Here is a 16005-nt window from a genome sequence, read left to right on the forward strand (position 1 = left end):
TTCGTTCATTGGAGCGGGTGAAGGGAATCGAACCCTCGTCGTAAGCTTGGGAAGCTTCTGCTCTACCATTGAGCTACACCCGCGTGGGACTCCGGCATTCTACGCGCCTTTATGCTCAGCTGACAAATGTTTGGCGGAGCACGCTTGAGCCACTCGGCGTCGCACCCGACGGTTGACAAAAAAGCACATGCGCCTCTACAGTGCGGCCAGTGTCAATACGGAGGCAACAGATGAGTGCGCAGATTGCAGTCGAGCTGGCCATGGTCGTGGCCGCGTTGGTATTGGGTATCACGGCGATCGTCAGGACGCGGCGCGCCGGCGCTTCGGTGCTCGACTTGCTGGGCTTGCGCTGGAGCCCGACCGCCTGGCGTGACCTGCTCGCGGGCATGGCGATCACGGGGCTTGCCATCGCTGGTGTCTTCGTCGCCGAACTGGGCCTGGGCGCCATCGCGACGGCACCGGCCGCGCCCGCATCCTTGTCCAGCCTGCTGGGCCTGGCCGCGCTCAAACTCGCTTTCACCTTCAAGGAAGAGTTGATGATGCGCAGCCTGTTGCTGGCCGGCCTGCTGATGCTGCTGCGCGGCCGCGCGGCGCTGGCGGTCGGGCTGTCGGCGCTGGCCTTTGGCCTGATCCACCTGAGCAATCCTGGCGCCAGCGCCCTGTCCGTGCTGGGCAATACCCTGGGCGGCGTGATCTATGGCACGGCCTTCGTGCTGGCGCGCAGCCTGTGGCTGCCCGTCGGGCTGCATTTCGCGTGGAACTTCGTGCAGGGTCCGCTGGTCGGTTTTCCGGTCAGCGGCATGGCGGCCGGCGGCCTGCAAACGGTGCGCGACCTCGGCCCCGCATGGCTGACCGGCGGCAGCTACGGTCCGGAAGCGGGCGCGGTCGGCATCGTGGCGCGCTTCGTCGTGATGGCCCTGCTGCTGGGCTGGATTGCTTCGCGCCTGCGCAGCGGCGCGCCGGTACCGCTGGCGGCCGTCGCAACGGAGTAAGCCCGGCGCGTCAGCCTTCGCCCGGCTGGTCCAGCAGGCCCTTGGCCATCTTCATGCCCTCGACCATCGCCGCGAACGCCGCCTTCCTGGCGGTATCGTCCGGCACCCGCAGCACGTAGGACGGGTGGTAGACCGTCACCACCCAGCGCCCCTCGTGGCGCAGGGCGTGGCCCATATGCTCCTTGAGCGTGACGTGGCTGGTGCCGAGCACCGCCTTGAGCGCCGTGGTGCCGAGCGCGACGATCACCTGCGGCCTGACCTGGGCCAGTTCCTTCTCCAGCCAGTATTCGCAGGCCTCGATCTCGCGCTGGGCCGGCGTCTTGTGCAGGCGGCGCTTGCCGCGCGGCTCCCACTTGAAATGCTTGACGGCGTTGGTGACGTACAGCGTGCGGCGGTCGACGCCGGCCGCCTCGCACACCTTGTCGAGCAGGTTGCCGGCCGGGCCGACGAAGGGATGGCCGGCCAGGTCTTCCTGGTCGCCAGGCTGCTCGCCCACGAGCATGATCTTCGCGCGCCGCGGCCCTTCGCCGCCGACGGCCTGGGTCGCGTGCTGCCACAGCTCGCAGCGGCGGCAGTCTTCCAGCGTCGAGGGTTGCTGGCGCTCCGGCTGCGCGTCCTCGGGGGCGATCGGGATGGTGGCCCCGGGCTTGCGCGCCACCGCCTGGGCCTGGCCGGTGCGGCGCGCGCCGAGCGCGGCCTGGCTGAGCAGCTGCGGCACCAGCGCGCCTTCCGGCAGGCCTTTCCAGAAGCGGGCCGGGATGTGGCTGTACAGCAGCGGCGCGTTGACGCGCGCGGGATTGAAGATGCTGCGGTAATAGGTCAGCCACAGGGCCTCGCCGGTGTCGACCAGGTCGGCGGCGCTGTCGACCAGCGGGCCGCAGTTGTGCAAGGTGGCGCCGTCCCACAGCACGGAGGCGTCGGGCGTGGCGATCATCCAGCTGACCTTGCCCATGCGGCTGACGAAGTGCTGCGCCACCTGCGGCAGCACGGCGTGGCGCGGTTCGAACCAGGCGACGAAGCGCGGTGGGCCGAGTTCGGCCGGGCGTTCGCGGAAGCGGATGTAGGCGTGCATATCGTGTTCCTCGCGGTGGACGGCCTTGACCATCGCGTGCAGCCGGGCGCCGTCCGGATCGGCCGCTGATTGCACCGCATGGTCGCCCTGCGCCCAGCGCCACACGACCCGGTACAGGAAGGCCCAGCGGTCCGGCGCATTGAAGCAGGCCGCGGCCTGCAGCAGGTCCATCAGCGAGCGCGGCAACTGCAGCGAAAACGCGGGCGGCTGGCGCGGCTGCGCTGGCGGCTGCGGCGAATGCGACGGCGGCGGCGCCAGCTGGGCCTCCGACTGCTGCAGCGCCGACTGTGCCTGCTGCGCCTGTTGCGGCTGCTGCGGCTGCCGCGCCAACTGCGGCTGTGGCGCGGCGGGCGCTGGCATGCCCGCATCATGCGGTGACGCCGGCGCCGCTGGCGCACCCGAGAACAGGTCGGCCGCCGGCGCGGCCCAGTGCACCGCTTCCGGCGGCACGCCCTGGCGCAGCAGTTCGCGCGCCGCTTCGCGCCAGGCGGCGAAGGTGTGGACCGGCGGCGGCTGCGCGGCGCCGCCGGGCGCGGGCGCGTTCATGCGGCCTGCAGCTCCGGCCACAGGTCCAGCTGGCGCGGCGCATCGGCCAGGTGGCGGCGCAGCAGCTCGGACGGCGCCTCGGCCTGCGGCGGCCGGTAGTCGGCGGTGATGACGAAGGGCGCCAGCTTCCTCAGTCCGCATCGCAGGCGCGACAGATCTTCCCAGCGGATGCGGCGCAGGCGGCGCAGCTCCACCAGCCGCCTGGCATTCCTGATGCCGATGCCGGGCACGCGCGGCAGCAGCGCGGCGTCGGCCCGGTTCAGGTCGAGCGGGAACTGGGCGCGGTTGACCAGCGCCCACGCCAGCTTGGGATCGACGTCGAGCGCCAGGTTGCCGGGCTGCGGCATCAGCTCGCCGGCGCTGAAGCCGTAGCCGCGCAGCAGGAAGTCCGCCTGGTACAGCCGGTGCTCGCGCAGCAGCGGCGGCGGCGCCGACGGCACGCTGCCGGGACTGTGCGGGATCGGGCTGAAGGCCGAGTAGTACACGCGCTTGAGCTTGTAGCTGCCGTACAGCGTTTGCGCGGTGCCGAGGATGGTGTGGTCGTCGCTGGCATCGGCGCCGACGATCATCTGCGTGCTCTGGCCGGACGGCGCGAAGGCGGGCGCCTTCGGCTCGGCCTCGGCCTCGTCGCGCCGGCGGCGGATCGCGCCCATCGCCAGCTTGATGGTGCGCACGCTTTTTTCCGGCGCGAGGCGGGCCACGCTGTCCTGCGTCGGCAGCTCGATATTGACCGACAGCCGGTCCGCGTAGCGCCCGGCCTGCTCGATCAAGGCGGGGTCGGCGTCCGGGATGGTCTTGAGGTGGATGTAGCCGCGGAACTGGTGCACCTCGCGCAGGCGGCGCGCCACCGCGACCAGCTGTTCCATGGTGTAGTCGGCCGAGCGGATGATGCCGGAACTGAGGAACAGGCCGTCGATGTAATTGCGCAGGTAAAACTCATGCGTGAGGCGGACCACTTCGTCCACCGAAAAGCGGGCGCGCGGCACATTGGAGCTGCGCCGGTTGACGCAGTACTGGCAGTCGTAGATGCAGAAATTGGTCAGCAGGATCTTGAGCAGCGACACGCAGCGCCCGTCCGGCGTATAGCTGTGGCAGATGCCCATGCCATTGGTGGCGCCGATGCCGCCGACCGCGCCGGCCGAATCGCGCCGCGGCGCGCCGCTGCTGGCGCAGGAAGCATCGTACTTGGCCGCGTCCGCGAGGATTTCGAGCTTGTCGGTGAGGTTCATGATGCGGTAAATACTGTATATGCGTACAGTATATACCGGCGGTGGCGGCCCCGGCGCACGGCTGCGGCGCGCGCGCAACAGGGGACGGTCAGGCTTGCGGCAGCCCGGCCACGTGCTGGCGCACCTGCTCCAGCAGCGCCGGCTCCATGCGCGCTTCGACGCGCCGCAGGTAGCCGGCGGCGCCCGCTTCGCCGCCCTGGCTGGCGTTCTGCAGCCAGGCATAGGCGCGCACCAGGTCGCGCGGCGCGCCCTGGCCGGACGCATACATCACGCCGACGTTGAACTGGGCGCGGCCATGGCCCTGGCGCGCCGCGCACAGGTACCAGTGGTGGGCCTGCCGGTAGTCGCGTTCGATGCCGGCGCCGCCGCAGTCGTAGCGCAGCCCCAGCGCGAACTGGGCCAGCGCGTGGCCCTGGTCGGCGGCCTTGCGGTACCAGGCGACTGCTTCAGCCGGATCGGCGCGGCCGTCGTCGATGCGGTCGAGCAGCACGCCGACCATGTACTGGGCCGGCGCGTATTCCTGGGCGGCGGCGCGGCGGTACCAGTGCAGCGCAAGCGCCGCATCCTGCGCCACGCCCGTCCCGTGTTCGTAGCGCAGGCCGAGGTCGAACTGGGCGCGCAGGTAGCCCTGCTCGGCCGCCTTCGCGTACCACGCGATCGCCCCGGCCGGATCGGCCGGCATGCCGTGCCCGGCCTCGACCAGCTGCGCCAGGTGGTACTGTGCGCCCGGCAGGTGCTGGGCCGCGGCCTGGCGATACCAGTGCAGCGCCTGCGCGTAATCCTGGGCCACGCCCTGGCCATTTTCGTAGCGCAGGCCGAGCGCGTCCTGGGCGCCGGCGTGGCCCTGTTCGGCCGCCTTGCGGAACCAGGCCAGCGCCAGGGCCTCGTCGCGCGGCACGCCGTGGCCGCTGTCGTGGATCAGGGCCAGGTTGAACTGCGAGCTGGCGTGGCCTTGCTCGGCCGCGCGCTCGTACCAGCGCACCGCCTGCGCGCTGTCCTGCTCGACGTCGACGCCCTTGTCGTAACGGAGCGCGAGGTTGAACTGGGCCGGCGCATAACCCTGCTCGGCGGCCTTGCGGAACCAGCCGACCGCGGCCTGCGCATCGCGCGCCGCGCCCTGCCCGCTGTCGCAGCGCAGGGCGAGGCTGAACTGGGCCCGCGCGTGGCCCTGCTCGGCGGCGCGGCGGTACCAGTGCACGGCCTGCGCCAGGTCCTGCGCCACGCCCTTGCCGCCTTCGTACATCATGCCCAGGTTGTGCTGGGCGTTGGCGTCGCCCTGGGCGGCGGCCAGGTCGAACCATTGCAGCGCCTGCGCCGCGTCGGCCGCCACGCCCAGGCCCTTGGCGTACATCCAGCCCAGGTTGTACTGGGCCGCCGCATAGCCCTGGCCGGCCGCGCAGCCGTACCAGTACAGGGCCTGCTGGCAGTCCTGGGCCACGCCCTGGCCCTTCTGGTACATCATGCCCAGGTTGTACTGGGCCTGCGGCAGGCCGGACGCCGCCGCCTGGCGGTACCACGACACCGCGCGCTCGAAGTCCTGCTCGACGCCCTGCCCGTTCACGTACATGAAGCCGAGCGTGTGCTGGGCGTTGGCGTTGCCGCCCTCGGCCAGCGCGCGCATGCGCAGGAACTCGGCGCTCGGGCGGGCCGACGGGTGGTGCGGATGGAGGCTGACCGCTGCGACCATGGCTCAGGCCTGGATCGCGACCACGGCGCCGCCGACCTGCGCGCGCAGCGCGGCGATGAATTCGGCCAGCGGGATCGGCCGGTAGTACAGGTAGCCCTGCATCGTGGTGCAGCCGTTGGCCTGCAGGTAGCGCGCCTGCGGCTCGGTCTCGACCCCTTCCGCGATCAGGTTCATGCCCAGCCCGCGCGCGATCGAGATGATCGCCAGGATCACCGGATAGTGGCTCATCTCGTCATGGATCTCCTTGACGAAGGACTGGTCGATCTTGATCGCATGGATCGGGAAGCGGTGCAGGTAGGACAGCGACGAGTAGCCGGTGCCGAAGTCGTCGATCGCGACCGAGACCCCGAGCTGGCACAGCTTGTGCAGCTGGTCGATCGCGTGCTGCGGATTGCGGATGCAGATGTTCTCGGTGATCTCGACTTCGATCCGGCCCGGCGCGATGCCGTGGCGCGCCAGCGCGCTGCGCATCTTCTCGAAGAAGTCGCCGCGGTCGAGGTATTGCGGCGACAGGTTGAGCGACAGCTTGACCGGCTGGCTGGTGGCCGCATCCCACTGGATCATGTCGCGGCACAGCGCGCCGATCATCCAGTCCGAGATCGGCAGCATCAGCCCGTTCTCCTCGGCGAACGGCAGGAAGGAACTTGGGGTCAGCACGCCGCGCTGCGGGTGGTTCCAGCGCATCAGGCCTTCGACGCCGATGATGCGGCCGGTGACCACGTCGACCTGCGGCTGGTAGTACATCTCCAGCTCGTCGTGGTCGAGGGCCTGGCGCAGGCTGCGTTCCAGCTCGATCTTCTGGGTCGACACGTCCTGCATCGAGGCGTGGTAGAAGCTGTGGCCGTTCTTGCCGACCGCCTTGACCTGGTACATCGCGATGTCGGCGTGGCGCAGCAGCTCGTCGATGGTCTCGCCGTCGCCCGGATAGATCGCGATGCCGATCGAGGCCGAGATGTGCACCTGGTGGCCATCGAGGTCGAAGGGCTGGTGCAGGCATTCGAGGAATTTGTCGGCCACCATGCAGGCGTCCCGGCGGTCGCGCAGCTCGGGCAGCACGATGGTGAATTCGTCGCCGCCCTGGCGCGCCAGCGTGTCGCCGCGGCGCAGGCATTCCTTCAGGCGCAGCGCGGCCTGCTGCAGCAGCTCGTCGCCCTTGACGTGGCCGAGCGTGTCGTTGACCAGCTTGAAGCGGTCGAGGTCGATGAACATCACGGCCAGCTCGCTGCCCTTGCGCTTGGCCTGGATCAGGGCCAGGCCGAGGCGGTCCTTGAACAGGATCCGGTTCGGCAGGTCGGTCAGGATGTCGTGGTAGGCCTGGTAGGAGATCAGCTCTTCGGCGCGCTTGCGGTCGGTGATGTCGCGCGCCACGCCGTAGGTGCCGAAGAACTCCAGCTTCTTCACGTCCTGCTCGGGCACGTGCATGCCGATCGAGTTGAGCGCGATCGTCATCACGGTGTTGTTGAAGGTGCGCTCGTGGCCGTTGCCGGTGTTGCACTTCAGGCGCAGCTCGACGTTGCGCGAGGCGCGGTCGTCGGTGCGGCGCTCGTTGAACACATAGCGCGCGCGCTCCTGGTCTTCATCGTGCACCACCATCGAGTAGTGGCGTCCGATCAGCTCTTCGCGCGTGTAGCCCAGGAGCTGGGTGGCACGGTCATTGACGAAGGTGAAGCGGCCCTCGTGGTTGAGGGTGTAGATGATGTCGGGCGAGCTGTCGACCAGGTAGCGGTACAGCTTCTCGGAATTCTCCAGCTGCTGCGCGATGCGCGCGTTCTCCACCTTCAGGCGGCGCTGGGCCAGCGCGTTGGCCACGGTCTTGAGCAGCTCTTCGCGGCTATAGGGCTTGCGCAGGTAGTCGTAGGCGCCGCGCTTGAGTGCGCCGATGGCGGCGTCGATGCCGACTTCGCCGCTCATCACGATCACGTCCGCATCGATGCCCTTGGCATTGATGAAGTCCATGATCTCGTGGCCGCCGATGTCGGGCAGGCGCAGGTCGAGCAGCACCAGGTCGAAGTGCATGCGCGACAGGTGCGCCACGGCGTCGGCGCCGCAGCTGGCGGTGACCAGCTGGAAGCCGCGGTCCTTGAGCAGTTCGTACAGCGACGCCAGCAGGCGGGGCTCGTCGTCGACCAGCAGCAGGCGTGGCTGCATATCGGCGTCGAACGGGGCGGCGCTGGCGGGATTCTGGTCCATGTTCATTCTTATGCGGAGCCGAGCACGCGCGCCGGCAAGGCAGGCGTTGCGCCGGTGCTGCCGGCACTCGCGGCGGGCAGCAGGATTTCAAAGGCGGTGCCGGTGCTGCCGCTGCGGCAGGCGATATGGCCCTGCAGTTTCTTGACCAGGCTGTGCACGATCGACAGGCCCAGGCCGTGGTGGTCGCCGTCCTTGGTGCTCTTCACGGCCGCGAACAGGTTGGCCAGCACTTCGCGCGGCAGGCCGGGGCCGCTGTCGGCCACGGCCAGTTCGACGTACAGCTTGCGGTCGCGGTTGACCAGGCCGCGGCTGGTGATGTCGATCCGGCCGCCGTTGCCGGCCAGCGCCTCGATCGCGTTCTTGACCAGGTTGACCAGCACCTGCTTGAGCATGTCGGCATCGCCTTCGATGCGGGCGTCGTCCTGCACCGCCAGCGTGACGTCGACGTTGGGCGGCAGGAAGCCGGTGGTGCGGAACAGGCGCACCACGTCGCTGGCGAGGCGCGCCACCGCCACGGATTCGGCGCCGGCGCCGGTCGGCTTGAGGTCGGGCAGGCTGTTGATCAGCTGGCCGACGCGGTCGATCTCCTCGTTCAGGATCGACATCTCGCCGCTCACCGGCTCCTGGCGCGCCAGCTTCTCGTCCAGCACCGACAGGTAGTTCTTGATGATCGACAGCGGGTTGTTCACCTCGTGCACCACGCGGCGCGAGGCTTCGCGGTATTCCTCGGCCACCTGGGCCAGCTGGCGCCGCGCGTGGCCGCGCTCGGACAGCGCGTTTTCCAGCGCGCTGGCGGCCTGGCCGCCGAACGACTTCAGGAAGTGCTCGCGCTTGCGGATGGCGTTCACCTGCCAGGCCGGCAGGCCGCCGACCAGCACCCCGAGGCAGCGCGCGCCCGCCACCAGCGGCACGCACACCATGCTCTCGCTGCCCAGCATGCGCAGCAGCTGCTCTTCGGCCAGGCCGAGCGCCTGGTCGTCGCGCCGCACGAAGGCGGTCTGGCGCGCCAGCGCGCTGTGCGCCACCACCCCGCCGGTGGCCAGCGGGATCGAGAATTCGGACACCCGCTGGGCGCCGCCGGACGGCGCGCCGACCAGCGCCTGGCCGGTGGGATTCTCCAGCAGCACCAGCGCATTCTCGAAGTCGAACAGCATGCGCGCCGAGCGCACCATCGATTCGAGCAGGCCGGACTCGCCCTGCTGGCGCGCGAAGGCCTGGCCGATCTCGGACACCAGCACCAGGTTGCGCATCTCTTCGGACAGGCGCTGCGCCACCGGGTCGAGCGGCGGCGCCGCCTGGGCCGGCGGACTCGGGATGTCGTCGGCGCCGGCCAGGTCGATGCCGAGGTGGTCGGCCGACTTGCCGACCTGGCGCTCGGTATTCAGGCGCAGTTCGTCGAGGTCGGCGCGCTCCAGCCCGCACAGGGCCGCCGCTTCCAGGATCGCCTCGGGATTGTCGCCATGCGCCGCCACCAGGTGCGCCGCGCGCACGATGCGGATCAGGGGATGGGCAGCTTCCAGCCGCGCCGACGGTTCGTGGTGGTACAGCACCGAGTCGGCCAGGAAGGAATCCAGCTGCCAGCGCTCGATCAGCCAGGCGCCGGCTTCGGCGTGGGTGATCTCCAAGGTGCGCTGCTCCACCGCGCACAGGTCCTCGTCGTCACGCGCGGTGAAGTTGTAGGCGTATTCGCGCGGCGCGGTGGCCAGCAGCGCGAGGCGGCCGACGTTGTGCAGCAGGCCGGCCAGGTAGGCTTCCTCGAGCTGGGCATAGCCGGTGCGGCGCGCCAGCTCGCGCGCGAGCACCGCCGCCGTCAGCGAATTCTTCCAGAACGCGCGCAGGTCGGTGCTGCCGGAATGGGGGAAGTTGTTAAAGGTCTGGAATACCGACTCGCTGATCACCAGCGTCTTGATCATGTCGGTGCCGAGCGAGACCAGCGACTGCTCGAGGTTGGCGCTGCGGATGCCGCGGTGGTAGGCCGAGCTGTTGGCCACCGCCAACACCTTGCCGGTCATGCCTGCATCCTGCGCGATCAGGGCCGCCAGCTCCGGCATGCCCAGGTCGTCGGCCTGCAGATGCCCGATCAGCTTGATCAGGATCTGCGGCATGGCCGGCAGACGCGCGACCAGCAAGCGATTGCGGATGTCCTGTTCGGGTTGGTGCATGTCTCGTGCCGGCAGCCTTGGGTGCGGGGTCTGGACGAGTGTTGCATCGTCTGTTTCCCCTTTGAAATACTTTATCTTAGCATATATACACCTGCTATAACTCTCTACACAACTTTAGTCTCGCGTGCGCCACGTTGTGTGGTTTACACCACGCCGCGCTGGGCCAGCCGGACCCGGTACCAGCGCGACACCAGCCAGCACGCCAGCGCCGCCAGCGCGAAAGCGGCCTGGCCCAGCGCCAGCGCCAGCACCGAGTGCGACAGCGCCGGCGAGATCACCCCGGCCACGATCGCGCCCATCAGGGTCGACACGAAGGACTGGCAGGAGGCCACGGTGCCGCGGATGTGCGGGAACAGGTCGAGCGCGAGCAGGGTGGCGCCCGGCGCGATGATCGAGCTGCCGAAGGTGAAGAAGAACATCGGCAGCACGGTCCACGGCAGCGCCGGCGGGTACAGCAGGTGGTAGCCGACGTTGAAGCTGACCGCGGCCAGCATCAGCGCGAAGCCGATGCCGATCTGGCGCGCGTACGTCATCTTGCCAGCCATGCGGTTGGCCACCAGCGCGCCCAGGAAGATGCCCGACACCGAGGGGATGAACAGCCAGGCGAACTGCGACGGGCCCAGGTGCAGGTGCACCGGCATCAGCACCGGCGCGGCCGCGATAAACAGGAACAGGCCGCCGAAGTTGAGCGCGACCACCGCCGCCTTCATGTGGAACAGGAAGGAGCTGAAGATGGCGCCGTAGCTGTGCGCGAGGAAGCGCGGGTTGAAGGGCTGGCGCCGTTCGACCGGAATGGTCTCCGGCAGGTGCTGCCAGCAGACCCACCACAGCACCACGGTGTAGGCGAACAGCGCGAGGAAGATCGCGCGCCAGTCGAACAGGGTGACGATCCAGCCGCCCAGCACCGGGGCGATGGCGGGCGCGATCGAGAAGATCATGGTCACCATCGACAGCAGCCGCACCGCCGCCGCATCGGCATACAGGTCGCGGATGATGGCGCGCCCCACCACCACGCCGGCGCCGGCCGACACGCCCTGCATGATCCGGAACACCCACAGGTAGCTGACCGAATGCGCGGCGGCGCAGCCGAAGGTGCCGATCGCGAACACCACCAGCGCGGTCAGGATGACATTGCGGCGGCCGAAGGCGTCGGACAGCGCGCCGTGCCACAGCACCATGCCGGCAAAGGCCAGCATGTAGGCGGTGATGGTCTGCTGCACCTCGAGCGGCGTGGCGTGCAGGGTCGCCTCGATGCGCGGGAAGGCCGGCAGGTAGGCGTCGATCGAGAACGGTCCCAGCATCGACAGGCTGGCCAGCAGCGCGGCCAGACCGCCGGCGGTCAGCATGGTGACCTTGTGCGGGGTCGGCAGCGGGATCGGGGTGACCGGGTCTTTCGGCAGGTTGGGCGGTTCGGTTGGAAGCATAAATCAGGATTTGGGAAGAGCTTCCTCGCGACGGTTGAAACCCGCCACCATGTCGAAGCGGAACAGGCGGCATTCGAGCGCGCCGTTGAAGAACGGGGTCTTGCGCGCTTCCTTCAGGCGCAGGAGCTTGGGCAGGGACAGGTCGGCCGTGAACAGGAAGGCGGTCCAGCCGGCGAAGCGCTGCTTGAGCGTGGTGCCGAAGCTGGAATAGAACTGGTTCGCCATTTCGTCCTGCGGCATGGTGGAGTCGCCGCGCACGCCGATCCGCTCGCCGTAGGGCGGGTTGGTGACCAGGAGGCCAGGCTGCTCGGTCGGCGGCTGCACCTGCTGCGCCTCGATCTGCTTGAGCGGCACCTCGAACAGGATGCCGGCGCGGCGCAGGTTCTGGCGCGTCATCGCGACCATGTCGCCCGAGATGTCGGAGCCGAAGATGGTCGGCTCGGCCGGCAGCGGATTCGGCTTGACCTCGGCCTTGATGGCCTGCCAGGCGTCGTGGTCGAAGCCGCGGAATTTTTCGAAGGCGAAGCGACGGCGCGCGCCGGGCGGAATGCCCTGCACCATCTGCGCGGCTTCGACCAGGATGGTGCCGGAGCCGCACATCGGGTCGAACAGCGGCACGCCGGGCTTCCAGCCGGCCACGCGCAGCAGGCCCGCGGCCAGGTTCTCGCGCAGCGGCGCGTCGCCAGTCTCCTCGCGCCAGCCGCGCTTGAACAGCGCTTCGCCCGAGGTGTCGAGGTAGATGGTGAAGTTGCGCTGGTCGAGGAAGCCGAAGATGCGCATGTCGGGCGTGCGGGTGTTGACCGAGGGGCGCTTGCCGAACTGGTCGCGGAAGCGGTCGCACACGGCGTCCTTGATCTTCAGCGTGGTGAATTCGAGGCTCTTCAGCGGCGACTTGACGGCGGTGAGGTCGACCCGGATGGTCTGCTCCCAGCCGAACCACTGTTCCCAGCGCTGGTCGAGCACGAGGTCGTAGATGTCGTTCTCGTTGGCGTAGCTCGACATCCCGATACGCATCAGCACGCGAGAGGCGATGCGCGAGTGGAGGTTGATGCGGTAGGCGTCATGCAGCGAACCGGAGCAGTGCACGCCGCCGGGCACCTGGTTGTGCACCTTGAGCGTGGTGGATTGCTGGGTGATTTCGGCCAGTTCCTCGGCCAGTGCGGCTTCCATGCCGCGCGGGCATGGGCAAAAATAAGAGGTCATCGGTGGTCCCTTTGTCCGTTGTGGAATTCAAATGCGTTCCCACGTCGTCCCGGCGCAGGCCGGGACCCATGGAACGTATGCTACCGAGCTACCGTTGACTTACCGGCACGCCCAGCATGGGTCCCGGCCTGCGCCGGGACGACGGTATTACTTGCAGCGCTTAGAAAGGCTTGACTACGACGAGAACGACAATCGCGATCAGCAGCAGCACCGGCACTTCGTTGAAGTAGCGGAACCACTTGTGGCTGCGCTGGTTCTGCCCATTCTCGAACTTCTTCAGCAGCGATCCGCAGGCGTGATGGTAGCCGATCACCAGGATCACCAGCGCCAGCTTGGCATGCAGCCAGCCGCCCTTGAAACCGTAGCCAAGCCACAGCCACACGCCCAGCAGCACCGCCGGCACCGCCAGCATGGTGGTGAAGCGATACAGCCGCCGCGCCATGCCCAGCAGCCGCTCGGTCGCCGCGTGGTCGGTTTCCTGCGCCAGGTTGACGAAGATGCGCGGCAGGTAGAACAGGCCGGCGAACCAGGAGGCGATGAAGACGATGTGGAAGGCTTTTATCCAGAGCATGCGTGGCTTTCTTCTTTTGTTATTCGCGTACTTCGCCGTGGCCGAACACCACGTACTTCAGTGAGGTCAGTCCTTCCAGGCCAACCGGCCCGCGCGCGTGCAGCTTGTCGTTGGAGATGCCGATCTCCGCGCCCAGCCCGTACTCGAAGCCGTCGGCGAAGCGCGTGGACGCATTGACCATCACCGAGGCCGAATCCACTTCGCGCAGGAAGCGCATCGCCTCGCTGTAGTCTTCGGTGACGATGGCTTCGGTGTGCTTGGACGAATAGGTGTTGATGTGGTCCATGGCCTCGTCGATGCCGGCGACGACCTTCACCGACAGGATCGGCGCGAGGTATTCGGTGCGCCAGTCTTCCTCCACCGCCTCGACCAGGTGCGGGTAGCCGCGCAGGATGGCGTGCGACGCCGGATCGGCGCGCAGCTCGACCTGCTTCTGCGCGTACAGCTCGGCCAGCTGCGGCAGCACCACGGGCGCGATGTCGCGCGCGACCAGCAGGGTCTCCATCGTGTTGCAGGTGCCGTAGCGGTGGGTCTTGGCGTTCATCGCGATGCGCAGGGCCTTGGCGATATCGGCCTTGCTGTCGATGTAGACGTGGCAGATGCCGTCCAGGTGCTTGATCATCGGGACCGTGGCCTCCTTCATCAGGCGCTCGATCAGGCCCTTGCCGCCGCGCGGGACGATGACGTCGACGTATTCCGGCATGGTGATCATGGCGCCGACGGCGGCGCGGTCGGTGGTCTCGACCACCTGCACGCCGTGCGCGGGCAGGCCGGCGCCGGCCAGGCCTTCGGCGACCAGCTTGGCCAGCGCGCGGTTGCAGTGGATGGCTTCGGAGCCGCCGCGCAGGATGGTGGCATTGCCGCTCTTGATGCACAGGCCGGCCGCGTCCACCGTCACGTTGGGACGCGCTTCGTAGATGATGCCGATGACGCCCAGCGGCACGCGCATCTGGCCGACCTGGATGCCGCTCGGGCGCACCTTCATATTGCTGATTTCGCCGATCGGGTCGGGCAGCGTGGCGATCTGGCGCAGGCCGTCGACCATGGTCGCGATGGCCTTGTCGGACAGCGCCAGGCGGTCGAGCAGCGCCGGGGACAGGCCGGCGGCCAGCGCGGCGTCGAGGTCCTGCTGGTTGGCGGTCTTCAGCGCCTCGGCGTCGCGCTCGATGGCGTCGGCGATCAGGTGCAGGGCGCGGTTGCGGGTGGCGGTGCTGGCACGCGCCATCGCGCGCGAGGCGGTGCGCGCCTGGCGGCCGAGGTGGTGCATGTGTTGGGTGATGTCCATCGTGTACTCTATTCAGTCTTGCGAGCCGCTTGGCCGCAAACTCAGCATGGATCCCGGCCTGCGCCGGGATGACGAATTCAACGGGCGACTTTGAGCGCGAGCTGCAGCATCGCATCCCACGCATCGCCGCCGAACTGCTTGCTGCGCAGGCCCTTGACCATCTTGTCGACCTGCGCCGCGTCCTGCAGCGCGCGTTCCAGCGTGGGCAGGGACACGCGCCGCAGCGCCGGTTCCATCATGCGCTCGCGCGGGCCCCAGATGCGGTATTCCTTCAGCAGCACGGGAAGCGGCCGCCCTTGCGCCATCCCGGCTTTCAATTTTAGCAGCGTGCGGATTTCTTCGGCGACGGCCCACAATACCAGCGGCAGCGCCTCGCCCTCGCCCTTCAGGCCCTCGAGCATGCGGGTCAGGCGCGCGGCGTCCCCGCCCAGCATCGCCTCCGACAGCTTGAACACGTCGTAGCGCGCCACGTTCATCACGGCGTCGTGCACCTGCTCGAAACTGAGCTTGCCCGGCTCGTACAACAGCCCGAGCTTCTGGATTTCCTGGTGCGCCGCCAGCAGGTTGCCCTCGACCCGGTCGGCGATGAAGTCCAGGCCCTGGCGGTCCACGCCCTGCCCCTGCTGCTGCAGCCGCATGCCGATCCAGCCCGGCAGCTGGGCGCGCTCCACATTCGGGATCTCGATGTACACCGCGGCCTGCTGCAGGCTCGCCACCCACGAGGACTTGGCGGTCTGCCAGTCCAGCTTGGGCAGCGTGATCAGGGTCAGGTTGTCGGGACTGAGGTCCTTGACGTAGTTCTGCAGCGCGGCGCTGCCGTCCTTGCCCGGCTTGCCGCTCGGGATGCGCAGTTCGATCAGCTTCTTGTCGCCGAACAGGGACAGCGCCTGGTTCGCGGCCAGCAGCTCGCCCCACTTGAAGGTACGCTCCACGGTGAGCACGTCGCGCTCGGAGTAGCCCTGTGCGCGCGCCGTTTTGCGAATGCGGTCGGCGGCCTCCAGCGCCAGCAGGTGCTCGTCGCTGGTGATCACGTACAGCGGCGCCAGTCCCTTCGCGAGATGGGGTTCGAGCGCTTCAGGCCGCAGCTGCATCGTGCTCCTTTATTTGGCCGGCACCGAGGCCTGCGGCGCCGGCGCCTTCATCGCGGCCAGGCGGCGCAGGATCTGCTGCACCAGGTCGCTCTGCATGTCGCGGTACAGCAGGTTCGCTTCCGCTTCCTTGGCCAGCACTTCCTGCTCGTTGAACTCCATGCTGCGCTTGAGGGTGATCTCGGTCGCCGGCAACAGCTCGGCGCCTTTCGCATCCATCACACGGAAATTGAAGGTGTAGGTGAGCAGGTATTCGCGCACCCGGCCCAGGTTGTTCAGCGAGAGGATCTGGCGGCCGCGCGTTTCGCTGATCACCACCAGCTGCACATCGGCGCCCTCGGCCTTGTCCAGCACCACCACGTCGTCGGCCGCGCGCAGGTTGCGCTTCAGTTCCGTACCGAGCGCGGAAGTATCCGGCACGCCGAGGAAGATGGTGTGGAAGGGCATGCGGTAGCTGCCGTTCGAGCCGCGCAGCTTGAAGCCGCAACCCGCCAGCAGCGTCACGATGACGAGCGCCGCGAAGGCGCGCATGAGATTCAGACGGGTTGCGCGCATG

Annotated in this window: 12 protein-coding genes and 1 tRNA gene; 1 reads left to right on the plus strand and 12 read right to left on the minus strand. The window is 68.5% G+C overall.

Annotated elements, in window-relative coordinates:
- Positions 1 to 9: 9 nt before the first annotated feature.
- Positions 10 to 83, minus strand: a tRNA-Gly gene (locus tag NX778_RS20810).
- A 147-nt stretch (positions 84 to 230) separates the two neighbouring features.
- Here NX778_RS20810 and NX778_RS20815 point away from each other — a divergent pair.
- Entirely contained in the window at positions 231 to 992 is a 762-nt protein-coding gene (locus tag NX778_RS20815; RefSeq protein WP_258813704.1) for a CPBP family intramembrane glutamic endopeptidase, read from the plus strand.
- A gap of 10 nt (positions 993 to 1002) precedes the next feature.
- Here the strand turns inward: NX778_RS20815 and NX778_RS20820 are convergent, their stop codons facing one another.
- From NX778_RS20820 to NX778_RS20870, 11 genes are all read right to left on the minus strand, one after another.
- Positions 1003 to 2610: a UdgX family uracil-DNA binding protein gene (locus NX778_RS20820; protein WP_258813705.1), complete on the minus strand. Its 1608-nt coding sequence runs from the start codon at positions 2608 to 2610 to the stop codon at positions 1003 to 1005.
- The gene (locus tag NX778_RS20825) at positions 2607 to 3839 is read right to left on the minus strand and encodes a putative DNA modification/repair radical SAM protein (RefSeq protein ID WP_258813706.1); all 1233 of its coding nucleotides are present in this window, start codon (positions 3837 to 3839) and stop codon (positions 2607 to 2609) included. Before NX778_RS20825 ends, NX778_RS20820 begins: the two co-directional genes overlap by 4 nt.
- Before the next feature lie 88 nt (positions 3840 to 3927).
- Positions 3928 to 5526 (minus strand): SEL1-like repeat protein, encoded by a 1599-nt coding sequence (locus NX778_RS20830; protein ID WP_258813707.1) that lies wholly within the window; start codon positions 5524 to 5526, stop codon positions 3928 to 3930.
- Between the two features lie 3 nt (positions 5527 to 5529).
- A complete protein-coding gene (locus tag NX778_RS20835; protein WP_258813708.1) occupies positions 5530 to 7716 on the minus strand; it encodes a putative bifunctional diguanylate cyclase/phosphodiesterase in 2187 nt (728 codons plus the stop codon).
- A gap of 8 nt (positions 7717 to 7724) precedes the next feature.
- A complete protein-coding gene (locus NX778_RS20840) occupies positions 7725 to 9878 on the minus strand; it encodes an HDOD domain-containing protein (RefSeq protein ID WP_258813709.1) in 2154 nt (717 codons plus the stop codon).
- A 143-nt stretch (positions 9879 to 10021) separates the two neighbouring features.
- A complete protein-coding gene (locus NX778_RS20845; protein WP_258813710.1) occupies positions 10022 to 11302 on the minus strand; it encodes a multidrug effflux MFS transporter in 1281 nt (426 codons plus the stop codon).
- Between the two features lie 3 nt (positions 11303 to 11305).
- On the minus strand, positions 11306 to 12505 hold the full coding sequence (locus tag NX778_RS20850; protein WP_441295322.1) for a THUMP domain-containing class I SAM-dependent RNA methyltransferase: 1200 nt from the start codon (positions 12503 to 12505) through the stop codon (positions 11306 to 11308).
- A 160-nt stretch (positions 12506 to 12665) separates the two neighbouring features.
- Complete coding sequence (locus NX778_RS20855) at positions 12666 to 13076, minus strand: CopD family protein (protein ID WP_258813711.1); 411 nt, start codon at positions 13074 to 13076, stop codon at positions 12666 to 12668.
- A gap of 19 nt (positions 13077 to 13095) precedes the next feature.
- A complete protein-coding gene (locus tag NX778_RS20860) occupies positions 13096 to 14361 on the minus strand; it encodes a glutamate-5-semialdehyde dehydrogenase (RefSeq protein WP_258813712.1) in 1266 nt (421 codons plus the stop codon).
- A gap of 77 nt (positions 14362 to 14438) precedes the next feature.
- Positions 14439 to 15452 carry a DNA polymerase III subunit delta gene (gene holA / locus NX778_RS20865; RefSeq protein ID WP_258813713.1) on the minus strand — a complete coding sequence of 338 codons (1014 nt, stop codon included), beginning with the start codon at positions 15450 to 15452 and terminating at the stop codon, positions 14439 to 14441.
- A 9-nt stretch (positions 15453 to 15461) separates the two neighbouring features.
- Positions 15462 to 16004 carry an LPS-assembly lipoprotein LptE gene (locus NX778_RS20870; RefSeq protein WP_258813714.1) on the minus strand — a complete coding sequence of 181 codons (543 nt, stop codon included), beginning with the start codon at positions 16002 to 16004 and terminating at the stop codon, positions 15462 to 15464.
- Between the last annotated feature and the right edge of the window lies 1 nt (position 16005).

The sequence above is a fragment of the Massilia terrae genome, from assembly GCF_024753145.1.
GTDB lineage: Bacteria > Pseudomonadota > Gammaproteobacteria > Burkholderiales > Burkholderiaceae_D > Telluria > Telluria terrae.

Excerpts from the sequence above, each read along its gene's own strand:
- NX778_RS20855 (WP_258813711.1), bottom strand. The coding sequence starts at position 13,076 with ATGCTCTGGATAAAAGCCTTCCACATCGTCTTCATCGCCTCCTGGTTC.
- NX778_RS20845 (WP_258813710.1), bottom strand. The coding sequence starts at position 11,302 with ATGCTTCCAACCGAACCGCCCAACCTGCCGAAAGACCCGGTCACCCCG.
- NX778_RS20830 (WP_258813707.1), bottom strand. The coding sequence starts at position 5,526 with ATGGTCGCAGCGGTCAGCCTCCATCCGCACCACCCGTCGGCCCGCCCG.
- NX778_RS20840 (WP_258813709.1), bottom strand. The coding sequence starts at position 9,878 with ATGCACCAACCCGAACAGGACATCCGCAATCGCTTGCTGGTCGCGCGT.
- NX778_RS20850 (WP_441295322.1), bottom strand. The coding sequence starts at position 12,505 with ATGACCTCTTATTTTTGCCCATGCCCGCGCGGCATGGAAGCCGCACTG.
- NX778_RS20815 (WP_258813704.1), top strand. The coding sequence starts at position 231 with ATGAGTGCGCAGATTGCAGTCGAGCTGGCCATGGTCGTGGCCGCGTTG.
- NX778_RS20835 (WP_258813708.1), bottom strand. The coding sequence starts at position 7,716 with ATGGACCAGAATCCCGCCAGCGCCGCCCCGTTCGACGCCGATATGCAG.
- NX778_RS20860 (WP_258813712.1), bottom strand. The coding sequence starts at position 14,361 with ATGGACATCACCCAACACATGCACCACCTCGGCCGCCAGGCGCGCACC.
- NX778_RS20870 (WP_258813714.1), bottom strand. The coding sequence starts at position 16,004 with ATGCGCGCAACCCGTCTGAATCTCATGCGCGCCTTCGCGGCGCTCGTC.
- holA (WP_258813713.1), bottom strand. The coding sequence starts at position 15,452 with ATGCAGCTGCGGCCTGAAGCGCTCGAACCCCATCTCGCGAAGGGACTG.
- NX778_RS20820 (WP_258813705.1), bottom strand. The coding sequence starts at position 2,610 with ATGAACGCGCCCGCGCCCGGCGGCGCCGCGCAGCCGCCGCCGGTCCAC.
- NX778_RS20825 (WP_258813706.1), bottom strand. The coding sequence starts at position 3,839 with ATGAACCTCACCGACAAGCTCGAAATCCTCGCGGACGCGGCCAAGTAC.